General features: G+C 60.2%; 16 protein-coding genes. 7 read left to right on the top strand and 9 right to left on the bottom strand.

The genetic code is table 11. From position 1 onward, the window contains the following. Positions 1–51: 51 nt before the first annotated feature. The 7 genes from ACR0C3_RS10775 to ACR0C3_RS10745 form a co-directional block, all read right to left on the bottom strand. The gene (locus ACR0C3_RS10775; protein WP_480758424.1) at positions 52–945 is read right to left on the bottom strand and encodes an RDD family protein; all 894 of its coding nucleotides are present in this window, start codon (positions 943–945) and stop codon (positions 52–54) included. Then, positions 942–1,937 carry a stage II sporulation protein M gene (locus tag ACR0C3_RS10770; protein ID WP_480758423.1) on the bottom strand — a complete coding sequence of 332 codons (996 nt, stop codon included), beginning with the start codon at positions 1,935–1,937 and terminating at the stop codon, positions 942–944. The genes ACR0C3_RS10775 and ACR0C3_RS10770 overlap by 4 nt, the downstream gene beginning before the upstream one ends. Further along, positions 1,937–3,181, bottom strand: a complete 1,245-nt coding sequence (locus ACR0C3_RS10765; protein ID WP_480758422.1) for a DUF58 domain-containing protein — start codon at positions 3,179–3,181, stop codon at positions 1,937–1,939. The genes ACR0C3_RS10770 and ACR0C3_RS10765 overlap by 1 nt, the downstream gene beginning before the upstream one ends. Before the next feature lie 35 nt (positions 3,182–3,216). Next, entirely contained in the window at positions 3,217–4,173 is a 957-nt protein-coding gene (locus ACR0C3_RS10760; protein ID WP_480758421.1) for an AAA family ATPase, read from the bottom strand. Further along, positions 4,163–5,473, bottom strand: coding sequence for a hypothetical protein (locus ACR0C3_RS10755; protein WP_480758420.1), 1,311 nt, complete (start codon positions 5,471–5,473; stop codon positions 4,163–4,165). Before ACR0C3_RS10755 ends, ACR0C3_RS10760 begins: the two co-directional genes overlap by 11 nt. Continuing rightward, on the bottom strand, positions 5,470–6,114 hold the full coding sequence (locus ACR0C3_RS10750) for a DUF4129 domain-containing protein (protein WP_480758418.1): 645 nt from the start codon (positions 6,112–6,114) through the stop codon (positions 5,470–5,472). Before ACR0C3_RS10750 ends, ACR0C3_RS10755 begins: the two co-directional genes overlap by 4 nt. Positions 6,115–6,314: 200 nt before the next feature. Further along, positions 6,315–7,202 (bottom strand): MurR/RpiR family transcriptional regulator, encoded by an 888-nt coding sequence (locus tag ACR0C3_RS10745; protein ID WP_170379200.1) that lies wholly within the window; start codon positions 7,200–7,202, stop codon positions 6,315–6,317. Between the two features lie 137 nt (positions 7,203–7,339). Here ACR0C3_RS10745 and ACR0C3_RS10740 point away from each other — a divergent pair, with 137 nt between their 5' ends. Genes ACR0C3_RS10740 through ACR0C3_RS10715 form a run of 6 tightly spaced genes read left to right on the top strand, consistent with a single transcriptional unit; the run spans position 7,340 to position 12,786 of the window. Beyond that, positions 7,340–8,422 carry an alcohol dehydrogenase family protein gene (locus ACR0C3_RS10740; RefSeq protein WP_480527244.1) on the top strand — a complete coding sequence of 361 codons (1,083 nt, stop codon included), beginning with the start codon at positions 7,340–7,342 and terminating at the stop codon, positions 8,420–8,422. Further along, the gene (locus ACR0C3_RS10735; protein ID WP_480758416.1) at positions 8,419–8,997 is read left to right on the top strand and encodes a dimethylsulfonioproprionate lyase family protein; all 579 of its coding nucleotides are present in this window, start codon (positions 8,419–8,421) and stop codon (positions 8,995–8,997) included. Before ACR0C3_RS10740 ends, ACR0C3_RS10735 begins: the two co-directional genes overlap by 4 nt. After that, a complete protein-coding gene (locus tag ACR0C3_RS10730; protein ID WP_480758415.1) occupies positions 8,994–10,100 on the top strand; it encodes a mandelate racemase/muconate lactonizing enzyme family protein in 1,107 nt (368 codons plus the stop codon). The genes ACR0C3_RS10735 and ACR0C3_RS10730 overlap by 4 nt, the downstream gene beginning before the upstream one ends. Positions 10,101–10,123: 23 nt before the next feature. Continuing rightward, positions 10,124–10,381 (top strand): cupin domain-containing protein, encoded by a 258-nt coding sequence (locus ACR0C3_RS10725; RefSeq protein WP_170491353.1) that lies wholly within the window; start codon positions 10,124–10,126, stop codon positions 10,379–10,381. Then, positions 10,378–11,487, top strand: coding sequence for a mandelate racemase/muconate lactonizing enzyme family protein (locus tag ACR0C3_RS10720; RefSeq protein WP_480758413.1), 1,110 nt, complete (start codon positions 10,378–10,380; stop codon positions 11,485–11,487). Before ACR0C3_RS10725 ends, ACR0C3_RS10720 begins: the two co-directional genes overlap by 4 nt. Before the next feature lie 27 nt (positions 11,488–11,514). Beyond that, complete coding sequence (locus tag ACR0C3_RS10715; protein WP_480758411.1) at positions 11,515–12,786, top strand: aspartate aminotransferase family protein; 1,272 nt, start codon at positions 11,515–11,517, stop codon at positions 12,784–12,786. Between the two features lie 214 nt (positions 12,787–13,000). Here ACR0C3_RS10715 and hemC read toward each other — a convergent pair whose 3' ends face one another. Beyond that, positions 13,001–13,963: a hydroxymethylbilane synthase gene (gene hemC, locus ACR0C3_RS10710; protein WP_480758409.1), complete on the bottom strand. Its 963-nt coding sequence runs from the start codon at positions 13,961–13,963 to the stop codon at positions 13,001–13,003. 106 nt (positions 13,964–14,069) lie between these two features. On the opposite strand from hemC, the gene hemE reads away from it, so the two are divergent. Then, entirely contained in the window at positions 14,070–15,104 is a 1,035-nt protein-coding gene (hemE, locus tag ACR0C3_RS10705) for a uroporphyrinogen decarboxylase (protein ID WP_480758408.1), read from the top strand. Positions 15,105–15,143: 39 nt separating this feature from the next. Here the strand turns inward: hemE and ACR0C3_RS10700 are convergent, their stop codons facing one another. Next, the gene (locus tag ACR0C3_RS10700; RefSeq protein ID WP_480758407.1) at positions 15,144–16,271 is read right to left on the bottom strand and encodes a CaiB/BaiF CoA transferase family protein; all 1,128 of its coding nucleotides are present in this window, start codon (positions 16,269–16,271) and stop codon (positions 15,144–15,146) included. Positions 16,272–16,297: the final 26 nt, after the last annotated feature.

Here is a 16,297-nt window from a genome sequence, read left to right as displayed (position 1 = left end):
ACGAGTTTCGTTTTTCTGCTTCTCGCTTGGGTAAATCTGCAACAGGCGTGGTTAGCCTTGTTTCTCTGCCTCGGCGTGGAATTTATCGGCGCGTTTGTCGCCAAACAACTGGCGCTGTTCCAGAAAGGCGCGTTGTGCTTTGTAGAAGGCCTCGAGAAAGGCAAGCTGGTCTTCTGGTCGTACCGCATCGGCATAGTCGATCTTGCGCCGGACCTGCTCGACAATTGCGGCCATGATTTCCTTTTTCCGTTTGTGTGCCTCGGGCCCGGTCGCGCGTGCTGCGCCGCGCAGAAACCCTTCGAGGGTCTGCAACTCGAACGCGCCGTAATGTTCCAGCTGATGGGTCAGAAACTGGAACCGGGGCTGGGTCGCGGTGGCGGGTTTGATCGCTTTGGACATATCGGGTAGCAGGATCGGCTTAGGCAGGTGGATCACATAGGTGCCTGCGATAATGTCCCCCAACCGCTGGCTGCGCTTGTTGAACACCGGCACCGCAACCACGCCCAGTATCCAGGCCAGCGAGATCAGAGACGGGATCAGAGCCTCGGCATTCAGGGTCAGAACCAGCGTGCCAGGCAGGAAAATCTCGGCCTCTTTCATCAGGTTGCGAACGACAAGCGATTGCGTCGTCAGCGCTTGACCATCTGCCGAGACAACCTTGATCTTCATCATGCGCTTACCGATGGTCTGGCCGTTCCACACCAGCTCGGACGCAGCGTAGTAGGGGATGCGGATGATGAAGAACAGCATCGCAGCAACGGCCACCAGCGCCTCGGGCGGGACAACGTCGATGGCCAGCAAAAGCAAGAAGAGGGCGATGGCACCCACCCCGGTGATCAAGATATCAGCGAATTGGGCGGCCATACGCACGCCCACACCCGCAACCCGGAAATAGAGCGGCACACCTTCGGGGGGCAGTAGGCGGTCGAGCTTGGGTTGCGTCATGACCGCTTCCTTCCGCCCATGCAGAACCACAGCAACCACAGCGCGCCGATCCCCCAGCCGATGGCGATGCGCGTGGTGCGGTCCTGTACCAACTGCCGGCCGAAGCCTTCCAGCAGCGCAGCAACCACCAGCATCATGGCGGCGATCAGCGCCAGTTTCACTGCGTCATGCCCGGCGGCCCGCAATGCCGCGCGGCGTGTGAGCTGGCCGGGGAACAGTACGGCAAGGCCCAGTTTCAAACCGCCCGCGCCTGCGATGCAAATCGCCGACAGCTCGGTCACGCCGTGGACCGACAGCCAGCCAAACAGGTCCCAGCCCAATCCCCGATCAATGTGTAGTGCGTAAAAAACGCCCAAAATCAATCCGTTATAGAACAGCAAAAGAACCGTTGGCGCACATAGGAACGCCCCCAATCCGAATACAAAGATCGCGATGCGCGTGTTGTGCGAGAACAGGTAAGTGGCGAAAGCCCCCAGACCGGAGCCGTCCTCTTCTCCGTAAATGACCGAGCGCAGGTAGTCCGTGCTGGCGTCCGGCCCGCGCCCTCCGGCCAGTTCGGTGGGCATGAAGACAAAGAACCATTCGGGATTGTCGAAGTAGAAGAAATACCCGGCGATAGCGCCAGCCGCCATGCAAAGAAACCCCAGAAGGGTGACGCGCCAGGAGGACCGCATCGCTTGTGGCCCACCGCTGGTCAGGAACTTGCGGATGATCCCGCCCAGCCGCTGTTGCGGAGCGTAGACACTCAGATAGGCGCGGCTTGTCAGCGCCTCGAGATACTCCAGCAACCCGCGATCCAATGAGATTTCGCGCGCGATGGATAGTGATGTTGTGGCCTGCCGGTAGAGGTCGGCCAGATCACGCGCCTCTTGAAAGCTCATGCGGTGCAGGCCCTGACCTTCGGCCTTGTCAACGAGATCGGACAAGCGTCTCCAGTCGCTTTCGCGTTCCTGCCGGAACCGGGTCGAGCGGATCAGATCAGCATCAGACATCAGATCATCTCTCGCGCTTTGATTTCCAGATAGGTCGAGATCAATCGCGCCGAGATCTCGCCAGGTTCGGCGTCAATCACTGTCACACCGATCTGTTGCAGCCGTTCCAGCACAAGGCGACGTTCGCGCAGAAGCTGCCCGGTCGAGACGGTCTCGGCCACGTCGTTCATGTCCTGTGGGGCCGTGTTGACCTGCGCCTCGAGGATCGGATCACGCAGGGTGACGAAAACGATCAGGTGCCGCTTGGCCAGCGCGTTGATGTTCTCGACCATCAATTCGGCTGAGGTGGTATCGACGAAATCCGAAAACACGATGATCAGACTGCGCTTCGGGGTGCGCCCGTTCAGCTCGGTCATAGCGAGGGTGTGGTTGGTCTCGACGCTTTCATATTGCAGCTCGGCCGTGCGGCTGCGCAGTCGGGTGAACGCCGCGCGGCCCGGTTCGGGGGGTAGGAACATGCGCGGCTTGGCGTCATAGGCATAGAGCCCGACCAGATCCCCCCCGATGGCTGCGGCCCAGGCGGTAGCAAGTGCCGCGGTGATGGCATGGTCGATCTTGGGCAGGCCCGCAATCTCCTCGCGCATCTGATAGCCGTTGTCCAAGGCGACGATGACATGGTGGTTGCGCTCGGCCCGAACCTCTTTGGCGACCAAAGACCGATGCCGCGCGGACCGCTTCCAGTCGATTGAGTTCGCATCCATGCCGGGGACGAAATCCCGCAATTGGTGAAATTCGGTGCCCTCGCCGATGGCGCGGTTTTCCTTTACGCCGAACAGCCGCGATTGAACCGTCGTCGAAATCTCACCCGATTGCACCCGGCGGATGTTGGGTACGACGGCCAGTTCAAGACCAAAGGCGAGTTTCGGGACGAATTCTAACAGTTTGAACCTGGAAGACCAGCTGAGCCATAGATGCGAGAGGCGCCATTTTCCCCGGCGAATGGCGCGAAACGGAATACTCACCTGACCGCTGGACAGGTCGAACCGGGCAGGTCCTTCGATCCCTTCGGGCCAGTGTACTTGCCCGGTCATGCCCGAGGTCACAGGGGTTACAGTCAAGGCGATCTCATCCTGTTCGCCCACGAAGATATCACCCAGCGGCTCGACCGAGACAGAACGGCGGCGCGGCCAGGACAGTAGCAGGTCACCTACGGCCAGCACGCACAGAACCACCCACGGCACCCCGGCTACGGTGCGGGTTGCTTCGCCCATGACAACGGCGACCAGTGACAGGCCAAGCGCCACGCAGGCCGCCACCAGCAATATGCGCGAGGGACGGATCAGCGGGGGGCCTCGATCTGGTTGAGGATGTTCTCCAATACCTGCTGAGGCCCGCGGCCTTCGATTTCGGCGGCGGGGGACAGAACGATGCGGTGTTGCAGCGCGTGGATGATCAGTGTTTTGACGTCATCAGGAATGGCAAAATCGCGCCCGTTCAGCGCAGCCGTTGCACGGGTCGCCCCGGCGATGGCATCCGCAGCGCGGGTCGAGGCCCCAAAGGCGATATCCGCGCTTTCCCGTGTGGCGCGCACAAGACGCAGAATGTAGGCGAGAATATCGTCATCCAGCACGATCTCATCAATCAACTGCCGGGCCGTTGCCATCGTCGGGGCATCCAGCAGAGGGCGCACTGTTTGCGTTGCTCCCAGGGGATCCAGCGGTGCATTGGCGTGTTTGCGCAGGATCGACAGTTCAACATCCTTGGGCGGGAAGCTCAGGTTTACCTTGAACAGGAAACGGTCCAACTGCGCCTCTGGCAGCGGGTAAGTGCCTTGTTGTTCAATCGGGTTCTGGGTGGCAACAACGATGAACTCGGACCCCAGCGAATGGTCGGTGCCGTCGATGGTCACCATGCGTTCGTTCATCGCCTGCAGCAAGGCGGCTTGGGTCTTGGGCGGCGCGCGGTTGATCTCATCGGCCAGCAGGATCTGGCTGAAGACGGGGCCTTTGGTCAGAACAAACTCGCTGGTTTGGAAATTGTAGATTGAGGTGCCCAGAACGTCGCCGGGCATCAGGTCAGGCGTGAACTGAATGCGCCCGAACTCAAGGTTCAGTGCCCCTGCAAAGCTGCGCGCCAGCAGCGTCTTGGCGGTGCCCGGAGGCCCCTCAAGCAGCACGTGGCCGCGCGCAAACAGCGCCGTCAGCAGTAGATCGACCGCCTCTTCCTGGCCTTGCACAACTTTACCGATCTCAGCCCTGAGGCTTTCGGCATGGGAAAACAATTCATCAAGCTTCATCGGCAAGTTGCTCCAGTATCAACTCAAATTGATCCACATAGGGAATGGCATGTTCCGGCCCCAGATGCGGGGGAAGTGCGCGGATAGATGCGATCAGATCTTCCAGTTTTGCGGTCAGGTCCGGTTTTCGGGCGCGAATATAGGTGAGGTACGCGTCTTCAGGCGTGCCGCGCAGGGCGTGCGAGGTACCGAACACCGACGCCGCGCGCGCGCGCAGGCGGGTGTCGATGAAATCCGACAGCAGTGCCCCGTCCTGATCGGTCATCCGCATCAGCCGCGCACGGACCCGATTGGCAGTTCGTTTGCCTGACCCGAGACCCAGCGACAGATCAGCAACCGGCCCGCTGCGCACCCCGCCGCGCCAGACCGCGAGGGCCAGTAGAAGACCTGCGCCGATCCACAGGGTCAGGAAAGGTGGTTCGAACAGGCGTTTCAGGTCGTCCCAGGTGCGTTCGCGTGCGACTTGCTGTTGCGGGTCAGTCAGCCAGTTGCGGTCGCTATAGTCGATGATGATCCGCTTCTCGCCCGCGATCTCGGGCAGCACTTGCGCCGCGATCCGGGCATTGTCGCCCAGAACCAGCCCATGGTTGTTCAACAAATCCGGGTCGGACAGAACATGGACCTTCTGCTGCTCACCATCGCCCGGCAGTGGGCAAAGGCCCAGAACCATAGCGCCCTGACGGCCCACCAGCGGCTCGCAGCCTTGTCCGTCAAAGACCTGCGCCGCGTAGAGGCGGGCGGTCAGCGCATCGTCAGAGGCCACGTCAAAGTCAGTGAACGGAACTCGGGCCGAGCGGATTGTGCCGACATTCGAACCAACGATCCCATGCAGAACCGCCTCGGTCCCTTCTTCGGGGGACAATAGAATAGGGTGCCCCAACCCGGTCAGCCTCAGGCCCGAGCGCCATTTGGGCAAGATCACAAGGCTTGGAGTCGAGAGCGCCTTGTCGCGGATCACGTCCAGAGTCTGATCGAACTCATCCGGTTGCAGCAGCAGTTCGTCTTTGGTCTGCGCGCGTGCGCGGTCTTTGCCCGGCTGAGTGTCATAGATGGGCTGGATCAAAAGGCCGATGGTGCTGCGGTCCAGCGGCCAGCCTCCGGTAAAGGTTTGCGCGGTGTGGCCTTGATCGCGCAGCCACAGCTCTAGCCCGTCGAACCCAGTCGAGGAGTCGCGCAGCGCATATTGTCGACCCGCCATCACATAAAGGAATATGCCGATGCACAGCGCGCCGATGATGCCAAAGATGATCCAGTCGACCCGGACCCGCTCGGGTGCTGCAATATTGGCGGTATCGCTCATGCGCGAACCTCGCGCAGGATGGGGCAGATGCGTGCCAGCAGCGCGTTGAAGTCGGGATCGCTGATGGAGCGGTGGCCGAAATGCACCCGTTCACTTTCCAGCACCAGCGCACGTAAATCGGGGATGTACCAGAGGCTCTGCGGTAGGCTGCGCAGCGCCTCGCGATGGGTCCAGCTGCGCTTGAACAAAACCTCATTGGCGCTGAGGCAACGGGTCAGGACCAGTTGCGCCAATCCAACGACGGCCTGGTTGCGATCCTCCTGCCTTAGAATGGTGTCCAGATCGGGCAATTCCTCATCCGTCTCTGCCGTGTCCACTGACGGCTTTCCGGCGCGCTTTGCGTTGCCCGCCCCTGACCGGAAAGAAACTGACGTTCGGCCCACGCTGAGGTACAGGATCCATGCCAACACGGCCAGAACCAGTGCCGAGACGATCCCCATCGTCCAGTTGGTATCAAGCGAGACGGTTTGAGACTCTTCGTCAGGTGTGGGTGAGAATTTGGTGTCCAGCGGAGGTGCCGGTTGGGTGGGGTCAAAATACACTACATCCGTGTCAATCCCGCGATAGCGAACGGCCTTTAGATAGTCCTGCCCCGAGGGGCTAAGCTCGGTTGGGGAAAGCGCTTTCTCTTGCGCTGTCACCAGTGTGGGAGCGCAGAAAAGAAACGATAGAAATAAGGCCGTCAAAAAACGCATTGGGCTATCGTTAGTTCACTCTCGTCATGCATGCAATCGGCAGAATGCGCTTCGCGCATGGATTGACCACGGCGGGCACGCGACCCGTGTTTGTCGCGCCCATGTGGCGATTTCATGACAGGTTTTTAGAGCGGGGTCAGGTGTGACTATTCGGGCTCTTCCGCATAGAGACCAAGCTCATGCCTGCGCTGGTGGAACCGCGCAACCCGATCGACGATCTCATCACTGGAAACAGCGATCACGAAGGACAGAAGCGTCTCAAGCAAAGCAATTGTCGAGACCGACGAGGGGAAGAATTGTGGCGTGTCCGCAGACAGAACAAACCCGTGCTGTGCGTTCAGGATTACTGGGCTGGCCGGGCTGTCCGAGATGCCAACGACCGTCATACCCTGCTGGCGCGCCAGCTTGATCGCCTCGATCACTTCGGTCCGATAGGGGTGGCAGGTGATCGCAATCAGCACGTCCTGTTCATCCGCCCAGGCCAGATCATCCACCGGGGTTGAGCCCGAACGGGGGATGGCATGAAACTGCTTCATGCCGGTCGAGGCGAGATAGGTGAAGTTGCGGGCGTTCGAGTTGTTTACCCCGACGCCCAGCGTAAAGATCTGGCGGCAATTCCAGATATCTTCGGCGGCTGCCTGCAGTTGTTTGGCGTCGATCCTGGCAAAGGTCTCTTCGATATTGCGGATCGCTGCGCCGATCATGTCGGCGTAAAGCCCGCCCAACTCGCCGGACTTGCCGATGTCCTGAAGCCACCGGGCGCGGTCAGGAAATGAGACCGATCCTTGTCGGATCGCCTGTCGGAACGGGGCGCGAAAATCCTCGTAGCCTTCAAAGCCGACTTGTCGCGCCATGCGGACAAAGGTGTTGGGTTTGACATTGGCGGCTTCGGCAATTTCACGCACGGTCGAGACACCGACATCTGTGGGGTTCTCCAACACATAGCGCGCGGCCTTTTGGGCCTCGGGTGTCAGGGCCTCCCATTCCTCGGCCAGACGGTCGAGAACGATTGATGATACATTTGTGTCATTCATTGTTGACCGTGGTACACTTGTGAAATTAGCCTGTCGAGCAGATTCGCACACTGGGCGCACCAAGATGGTCGAAAACGCCGGTATGTGGCCCCCGAAACACCTCTGCCGACCTGCGGCGCATTTGAGGAGACTACTGGATGAGTTTGCCTGACACAATGAAGGCGATGGTGACCATGGGTCACGGCGGGTTGGAGCAGATGGTGCTGCATGAAAACTGGCCCCGCCCGGAGCCCGCTGCGGGTGAGGTGTTGATCAAGGTTGCCGCCTGCGGGCTGAACAACACGGATGTGAACACACGCTCGGGCTGGTACTCCAAGACCGTCACAGATGCGACCACGGGCGGTGCGTTTGAAGAGGTGGGCGAGGATGACCCAACCTGGGGCGGCGCGCCCATCACTTTCCCGCGCATTCAGGGTGCCGATATTTGCGGTGAAATCGTTGCCGTCGGTGCGGGCGTGGATGCTGCGCGCGTTGGCCAAAGGGTGATCACCGATGGCTGGCTGCGCGACCCGGACGATCCAGAAAACATGGATAAAACGGGCTACTACGGGTCCGAACGGGATGGCGGTTTTGCTGAATACGCAACGACGCTGGCCGTCAACGCGGTGCCGATCACATCAAACCTGTCGGATGCCGAACTGGCGACCTTCTCCTGTTCCTATTCCACGGCCGAGGGCATGCTGACCCGGGCAAATGTCACGGACAAAGACACGGTTCTGGTGCCGGGAGCCTCTGGTGGTGTTGGTGGCGCACTTGTGCAGCTGGCCAAGCGGCGTGGCGCGCGGGTGATCGCGTTGGCGTCCGAGGCGAAACACGCCGATGTTGCCGCTCTGGGTCCAGATATGATCCTGCCGCGTGCGCCGGAAAATCTGCGTGCTGCGCTGGGCGATCAGAAGATCACCGTGGTGGCCGACGTGGTCGGTGGTCCCTACTGGGCGAAGCTGATCGACATTCTGGAACGAGGTGGGCGCTACACCTGTTCGGGTGCCATCGCTGGCCCGATGGTCGAATTTGACCTGCGTACGTTCTACCTGCGCGATCTGACCTTCACAGGCTCAACTGTGATTGACCCGCAGGTCATGCAGAACCTTGTGAAGTACCTTGAAGCGGGTGAGATCAAACCGGCCTTGGCAGCCACCTATCCGCTTGAGGAGCTTCGGGAAGCGCAAGCTGCGTTCATTGCCAAGCAACACACCGGCAATATCGTGGTGATCCCATGACCTTGGATGATGTGCTGCAGGCCGCGTATTTGGTGCATCAAACGCACCCTGATCTGTCCGCCTTTGGCGCGTGGCCGTCTGACCTGTCGGCGGTAGAACTTGAGCCGAACCATATCCCTGCTGCGGATCAGGTGCGCGAGTTGACCCTTCCAGGAAGTGCTGTGACGCAGGCTTTGGTCGAGGCGATCAAGGCGACTGCGCATTTGGCCCAGTGGAAACACACCTACACGGTGGAGGAGGTCGGTGCCGAGTTCCTCAGCCGCTATGGCTACTACGAATTGTTCGGCCCGACCGGTCATTTTCATTCAACCCAGCTGCGCGGTTATGTCGGCTATTGGGGGCCGGGTCTGGCCTATGACTGGCACAGCCATCAGGCGGAGGAGCTTTACCTGACGCTGGCTGGGGGTGCTCTGTTCAAAGTCGATGGGGATGAGGCGTTTGTAGCCGAGGGTCAGACCCGCAGTCATGAAAGTTGGCAAAGCCACGCGATGACCACGACGGATCAGCCGATCCTGACCTTTGTGCTTTGGCGCGGCGAAGGGATGGGCGATCTGCCCAGAATGAATGCAGCATGAAGATCACCCGGATCCGCGTGTTTCAAACCGGGCTGCCCTATGTCGGCGGGGCCTATGTCTGGGGCGCGGGGAATGCCATCGAGACGGCCACGGCCTCGGTCGTGGTCATCGACACGGATGCAGGCTTGCAGGGTTGTGGTGAGTTCACGCCCTGCGGCGAGAACTACATGGTCGCGCATTCCGAAGGCGTTGTCGCGCTGGCACGACTGGTCGCGCCGCACTTGCTGGGGGAAGACCCCCGTCAGGTTGGCCGGATCGAGCAATTGATGGATCATCTGGTGCAGGGGCATGGCTACGCGAAGGCTCCGTTCGATGCGGCTTGCTGGGATATCCTCGGGCGGGCCTGTGATCAGCCAGTCTGGATGCTGCTGGGTGGAAAGCTGACCGATGGCGCGCCCATGTACCGGGTCGCGCCGCAAAAAGCGGTAGATGAGACCGTGGCCGAGATGAATGCCTATCGCGATCAAGGCTACCGACAATTTCAGATCAAGGTCGGGGGAGACTGGGTCACCGATATTGACCGTATTCGCACCACGGTTCCTTTGCTGCAGCCGGGCGAAAAAGCGATGGCGGATGCCAATCAGGGCTGGCGCGTCGACAATGCAATCCGGGTGGCGCGCGCGACGCGGGATCTGGATTTCATCCTCGAACAGCCCTGCCGCACCTATGAAGAATGTCAGCAGGTCCGCCGTGTCGCCGAACAGCCGATGAAGCTGGATGAATGCGTGACGGGTATCCACATGGCGCAACGGATTGTCGCCGACCGTGGGGCCGAGATCTGCTGTCTGAAAATCTCGAACCTCGGTGGGCTCAGCAAGGCGCGGCGGGTGCGGGACTATCTGGTCGAAAACCGTATACCCGTGGTCAGCGAAGACACCTGGGGAGGTGAAATCACAAGCGCGGTCGTGGCGCATTTTGCGGCATCGACCCCGCCCGAGTATCTTCAGAACACGACTGACCTGATGAACTACAACATTCGGTCGACCGGAATTGGCGGCCCGGAGTCTCGGAATGGCAAGCTCTATGCTTCGGATACGCCTGGGTTGGGGGTGACGCCGGATTTTGAAAGCCTCGGCGCACCGGTAGAGGAGTTCCGCCTGTGAGAGACCAAGCCAAAGCAACCCAGATGATTGACGACGCGCGCGTACGAGTGACTCGGTTTGACTTTGCCCCCGGCGCTGAAACCGGCTGGCACCGCCATGCGATGGACTATGTGATCACCGCCGTCACCGATTGCCACATGCGTTTGGAATTGCCTGATGGAACGGTCAATGAGGTGACAGTGCCTGCCGGAACATCCTACCGCCGGGACCAAGGGGTCGAACACAATGTGATCAACGCGGGGGACCAGCCCATGTCCTTTGTCGAAGTGGAACTGAAATGAAGATCACTCGACTATCGGTTTTTCAGGTCGATCTGCCGCTGGAGCATCCCTATTGGCTGTCTGGTGGTCGGCTGAAGTTTGAAAATCTCGACGCAACGATTGTGAAGGTTGAAACGGATGCGGGCCTGACTGGATGGGGCGAAGGCACGCCCTGGGGCCACACCTATGTGCCCGCGCATGGGCCGGGTATCCGGGCGGGGGTCGAAACCATGGCTCCGTTCATTCTGGGTCTTGATCCCCGCAAGGTGCTGGAGGTCGAGCGCGCGATGGACCTCGCACTGCCCGGTCACCTCTATGCCAAAAGCCCGATTGATATGGCGTGTTGGGATATCGCCGGTCAGGCGGCGGGCCTATCGATTGCTGATCTGATGGGCGGAGGCTCCCGCACACCGCGCCCGATTGCCTCGTCCGTCGGGGCAAAGACCGTTGAAGAAACGCGCGAAGTCATCGAACGTTTTCGAAGCCGGGGTTACATCGCGCATTCGGTCAAGATCGGCGGCGATGTGGAGAGAGACATCGCTCGTGTTCGGGATGTGGAAAGCCTCCGCCGTCCGGGTGAGATTGTCCTCTATGACGTTAACCGGGGCTGGACCCGGCAGCAGGCCCTGAGGGTGATGAGCGCCTGTGAGGACCTGAATGTGATGTTCGAGCAGCCGGGAGAGACGCTGGATGACATCGCAGCGATTTCGGCGAAACATGCGTCACCCGTCTCGGTGGACGAGTCTCTTGTCACCTTGCAGGATGCCGCCCGGATTGCACGGGATGGTCTGGCCGAGATATTCGGGATCAAGCTGAACCGGGTCGGTGGGCTGACCAAGGCCGCGCGGATGCGGGACATCGCGCTAGCCCATGGGATCGACATGTTCGTCATGGCGACCGGAGGAACCGTGCTGGCCGATACCGAGGCGCTGCATCTGGCCGCCACCATCCCAGATGACAATTGCCACGCCGTCTGGGCCTGTCAGGACATGATCACCGTCGACATCGCAGGCGGGCGCGGCCCGCGCAACGTGGACGGCCATCTGCATCTGCCCGACACGCCCGGCCTTGGTGTGCATCCCGACGAAGACGCTCTGGGCGCCCCGGCGGCCGTTTACAGACTCTGATTTTCTTGACGATGGAGATCGCGTGATATGCTCAAGATCAACACTCAATCCGAATGGATCGACCGCGCCAAGGCGGCTCTGCCTGCGGGTGGCTTCGGCAATTTCGACCCCGGCATCATGATCTCACGCGGCGAAGGCAGCCGCGTCTGGGATGAGGATGGCAACGAATACATCGACTACCTGATCGGCTCCGGCCCGATGCTTTTGGGTCATGGCCACCCCGAAGTGCTTGAGGCCGTTATGGAGCAACTGCCCAAGGGCATGACCTTCTTTGCCAATAACAGCAAAGGTGTCGAACTAGCCGAGGCGATCATTGACGCCGTGCCCTGCTGTGAACAGGTGCGCTTTGTCGCTTCGGGCGGCGAGGCTGATATGTACGCGATTCGTCTGGCCCGCGCCTATACCGGGCGGGACAAGATCCTGAAATTCGAAGGCGGCTATCACGGCATGAGCGCCGAGGCGCAGATGAGCCTCGCCCCCAGCCGTGAGGTGAATTTCCCGCAAGCCGTGCCTGACAGTGCTGGTATTCCTTCAGGCGTCGCCGAACAGATGCTGATCGCGCCTTTCAATGACCTTGAGGCCGTCGAGACCCTAATGAACGAACATGACGATATCGCCGCGATCATGGCAGAGCCTTTGCAGCGTATCATTCCTCCGATGCCGGGATATCTGCAGGGTCTGCGCGCGCTGTGCGACAAATACAATGTGCTGCTGATCTTTGATGAGATCGTCACCGGATTCCGTCTGGCCTATGGCGGGGCGCAGGAACGGTATGGTGTGACGCCCGATATCTGCACTCTGGGTAAAATCACCGGCGGCGGTTTTCCTCTTGCTGCGCTGGGCGCAAGCGCTGAGATCATGAAGCATTTCGACAAATCGCAGGTGGGTGAGACCGGATGGCTGATGCAGCTGGGCACTCTGTCCGGCAACCCCGTAGCCTCAGTCGCTGGGTTGAAAACGATGGAGATTCTGCAGCGCGAGGGGACATATGAGCAGCTGCGCGCAACAGGCGCGGCCTTGCAGCAGATGCAGGTGGATGAGCTAACCAAAGCGGGTATTCCTCATCAGATCTGCGGCGACGAAACGCTGTTTGACGTCTATTTCACCGAAACCCCCTGCCGCGACTACCGCAGCGCTAGACACGACGACCCCAAACGGAACGAGCTCTACAATGATGTTCTACGGGAGAACGGGATTTTCAAATCGCCGGGCAAACTCTACCCGTCTCTTGCCGTGACAGAGGCCGATCTGGAGCAAACGCGCGAAGCGGTGAAGCGAGCGGTCGCGGTACTCGGCTAATCAAAAGAAAACGGGCCGCTGTCGAAATTGACAGCGACCCGTTCACCTATTGCAGTCTGGGCGTAGCCTCGCCCCCTCGAATACTTGTTAAAACACCAACAATCTGAAAACTTTCGATACTTTCGAGGCTATCCAGTCTTGCAACCGGTATGGCCTATTAATGCCTGTCTTTTCGGAATGCCACAGTGAACAAGTTCACTTTGGCTAAAATTATTTAGGATTTTTTCCAATCGAAGAAACCGGGGCCTGCCTGACGCAGCAGAGTGTCGGCCATTTCCCGGCCCATCTCGGTGGCGTCTTCAATTGCGCCCGTTGTGTTTTCCGCAATGGCCTCGGACCCGTCGGGGCGCAGAACTTCGCCCCGCAGCCGCATTTGGCCGCTCTCGATTTCGCAAAGCCCGGCGATGGGGGTCTCGCAAGACCCGTCCAACCCGGCCAGTAGCGCACGCTCCGCTGTCAGACGTTGACCGGTTTCAGCGTGATGAATCGCTTCAAGCAGTTCGGCGGCCCGGCTGTCTGTTTCTCGGCGCTCAATGCCGATCGCGCCTTGTGCGATGGCGGGTAAAATATCGTCGGTTGAAATGGCGGTGGCGGGGATGTCCTCCATCCCCAGTCTGCGGATGCCCGCCATGGCCAGAAAGGTACAATCGGCCACACCGTCCGTCAGTTTCTTCAGGCGGGTCTGAACATTGCCGCGAAATTCGACCACATTCAGGTCTGGGCGACGGTTCAGCAATTGTGCCCGACGCCGCAGGGATGAGGTGCCGACAACGGCGCCTTCAGGTAGGTTGTGGATCGAGGTGAATTGCGGGGAAATGAACGCATCGCGGACATCCTCGCGCGGCAGAAACGTATCCAGCACTAGCCCAGCGGGCTGTTCAACCGGCATATCCTTGGTGGAATGGACGGCGATGTCGATATCGCCGCGCAGCATCGCCTCTTCGATTTCCTTGGTGAAGAGGCCCTTGTTGCCGATCTCTTTCAACGGGCGATCTGCATCGATCATGGCGCGGTTGTCGCCGGTGGTTTTGATCACGACGATCTCAAACGCCTCATCGCTCAACCCAAAAGCATTGCGCAGCCTCTGGCGGGTCTCATAAGCTTGTGCCAAAGCCAGCGGAGAGCCTCGGGTGCCAATTTTCAGCGGCGATGCGGGGGTGGGCAGAGTCAATGTCATGGACACCAGCTTTAGTCGCGTCACTTTGCCCTGACAATGGGGGCGGTGCTTGACAAATTGCCACTGAGCGCCGACCCGTGGACGAAACGCAAGATTGAGGGCGATGATGGCTGAGACGAAGAAATTGCTGCGGGCACTGGCCGGAGAGGTTCAGGACACTCCGCCGATCTGGATGATGCGTCAAGCCGGGCGGTATCTGCCGGAATATCGCGCAACACGCGCGCAGGCCGGGGATTTCCTGTCGCTGTGCTACAATCCTGAACTGGCGGCCGAGGTCACGCTGCAGCCCATTCGCCGCTATGGGTTCGACGCGGCGATCCTGTTTGCTGACATCCTTCTGGTTCCTCAAGCGCTGGGTGCGGACTTGTGGTTTGTGACAGGTGAAGGCCCGCGCCTTTCGACGATCACGCAGCAATCCGACTTTGACGTGTTGAAGCCGGTTGAGGACATTCATGAGACCCTGTCCCCGGTCTATGAAACTGTGCGTATCCTGTCGAAGGAACTGCCGTCCGAGACGACATTGATCGGATTTGCAGGCGCGCCGTGGACTGTCGCGACCTATATGATCGCAGGGCGTGGCACGCCTGATCAGGGTCCAGCGCATGCGCTGCGCGAGGAGAATAACGCCCTGTTCGAGGCTCTGTTGGAGCGGATCACACTGGCGACGATCGAGTATCTGTCGGCTCAGATCGAGGCCGGGGCCGAGGTGGTCAAGATCTTTGACAGCTGGGCCGGGTCGTTGAAAGGCGACGCGTTCCAGAAATACGCGGTTGAGCCGTGCCGTGTGATCACTCAGGCCATCAAGGCGCGTCATCCCGGTATTCCGGTCATTGGCTTCCCGCGCGAGGCGGGAGAGGGCTATGTCGGGTTCGCCAAGGCAACTGGTGTGGATTGTGTAGCGTTGGACAACTCGGTCGCGCCTGACTGGGCGGCGGCGCATGTGCAGGTGGATGGCTGTGTGCAGGGGAACCTGGCCTCGTCCCATATGGTGACGGGCGGTCAGGCGCTGGTTGATGAGACGCGGCGGGTTGTTGAGGCGTTCTCCAAAGGACCGCATATCTTCAACCTCGGCCACGGGATTACGCCGGATGCGGATCCTGAGAACGTGCAGTTGATGATCGACACGGTGCGCGGGCGGTAAAAGGAAGGGGGCCAGCCCCCTTCTTGGCCTTCGGCCAATTCATCCCCCGGGATGTTTTTCGCCAGATGAAGGGGCGGATCGGGTCTGGTCGGAGAGTTCGTCCAGAATGTCTTGGGTGTGTTCGCCTCGGGCCGGGCTGGGTTTGGCACTCCATTGCGTGGTCGAGAAACGGGGCGCGGCGGCGGCTTGCAAGGTGCCATCCACGGTTTGCCAGGTTTGGCGGACGGTGTTCATGGGGTGGTTTTGTGCCTCGACCGGATCAAGGACTGGGGCGACGCAGGCATTGGTTTCGTGAAACAGCGCGGCCCAGTGGTCTCGGGGTTTGCTCAGGAACAGGTCTGTCAGTTTCTTCGTTTGGTCCGGCCAGAGCTTTGGGTTGAATTGCTCCTGCAAGTCGGGGGTTTGTGACAGGTCCAGAATGTTCAGGAATTCGGCATAGAATTTTGGCTCAAGGCACTGGACCGTCACAAAGCCATTATCGGCGCAGCGGTAGGTGCGGCTCCAATGTGGACCGTCAAGCAGGCTTTGGCCGCGCGTTTCTGACAGGTTGCCGGTTTGGCGCATGCTCATCAGCAGGTTCATCATATGCGCCGAACCATCGTAGATGGCCGCATCGACGACGGTGCCCTGACCGGTGCGCTGGGCGTTGAGCAAACCGGCAAGGAGGCCTGTGACCAGATACATCGCCCCGCCGCCAATGTCTCCGACGAGAGTAGCTGGGGTTTGCGGCGGTGTTTCAGGTTGCGCCGCGTACCAAAGCGCGCCCGAAAGGGCGATGTAGTTCAGGTCATGCCCGGCGGTGTGTGACAAAGGGCTGTCCTGTCCCCAGCCGGTCATGCGGCCGTAGACCAGTTTGGGGTTCAGCGCATGGCATATGTCAGGCCCCAGTCCCAGTTTCTCCATCACGCCGGGGCGGAAGCCTTCGATCAGTGCGTCGGCGGTGGTGATGAGTTCCTTGGCGGTGTTCAAGTCGGTTGCATCCTTGAGATCAAGCGCAACGGACCGTTTGCCCCGGTCAAGCACAGAGCGTTCCGGCATGCCGGGTGTCACGCCGCCGCCCTTGCGGTGGATGGTGATCACATCCGCGCCGAGATCAGCCAGCAACATGGCGGCGAAAGGGCCGGGGCCCAGGCCTTCGAGCTCGATAATGCGTATTCCGTTCAGCATGGATCTCTCCGGTATGTGCAGCGTTC

It is taken from the genome of Ruegeria sp. CK3, from assembly GCF_056536565.1.
Note: the sequence above shows the minus strand (reverse complement) of the source record. Positions and strands in the feature narration are given on the sequence as shown.

Bases quoted from the DNA above. Each gene is read 5' to 3' on its own strand.
- ACR0C3_RS10775 (WP_480758424.1), bottom strand. From the start codon at position 945: ATGACGCAACCCAAGCTCGACCGCCTACTGCCCCCCGAAGGTGTGCCG.
- ACR0C3_RS10770 (WP_480758423.1), bottom strand. From the start codon at position 1,937: ATGTCTGATGCTGATCTGATCCGCTCGACCCGGTTCCGGCAGGAACGC.
- ACR0C3_RS10760 (WP_480758421.1), bottom strand. From the start codon at position 4,173: ATGAAGCTTGATGAATTGTTTTCCCATGCCGAAAGCCTCAGGGCTGAG.
- ACR0C3_RS10755 (WP_480758420.1), bottom strand. From the start codon at position 5,473: ATGAGCGATACCGCCAATATTGCAGCACCCGAGCGGGTCCGGGTCGAC.
- ACR0C3_RS10745 (WP_170379200.1), bottom strand. From the start codon at position 7,202: ATGAATGACACAAATGTATCATCAATCGTTCTCGACCGTCTGGCCGAG.
- ACR0C3_RS10740 (WP_480527244.1), top strand. From the start codon at position 7,340: ATGAGTTTGCCTGACACAATGAAGGCGATGGTGACCATGGGTCACGGC.
- ACR0C3_RS10735 (WP_480758416.1), top strand. From the start codon at position 8,419: ATGACCTTGGATGATGTGCTGCAGGCCGCGTATTTGGTGCATCAAACG.
- ACR0C3_RS10730 (WP_480758415.1), top strand. From the start codon at position 8,994: ATGAAGATCACCCGGATCCGCGTGTTTCAAACCGGGCTGCCCTATGTC.
- ACR0C3_RS10725 (WP_170491353.1), top strand. From the start codon at position 10,124: ATGATTGACGACGCGCGCGTACGAGTGACTCGGTTTGACTTTGCCCCC.
- ACR0C3_RS10720 (WP_480758413.1), top strand. From the start codon at position 10,378: ATGAAGATCACTCGACTATCGGTTTTTCAGGTCGATCTGCCGCTGGAG.
- ACR0C3_RS10715 (WP_480758411.1), top strand. From the start codon at position 11,515: ATGCTCAAGATCAACACTCAATCCGAATGGATCGACCGCGCCAAGGCG.
- hemC (WP_480758409.1), bottom strand. From the start codon at position 13,963: ATGACATTGACTCTGCCCACCCCCGCATCGCCGCTGAAAATTGGCACC.
- hemE (WP_480758408.1), top strand. From the start codon at position 14,070: ATGGCTGAGACGAAGAAATTGCTGCGGGCACTGGCCGGAGAGGTTCAG.
- ACR0C3_RS10700 (WP_480758407.1), bottom strand. From the start codon at position 16,271: ATGCTGAACGGAATACGCATTATCGAGCTCGAAGGCCTGGGCCCCGGC.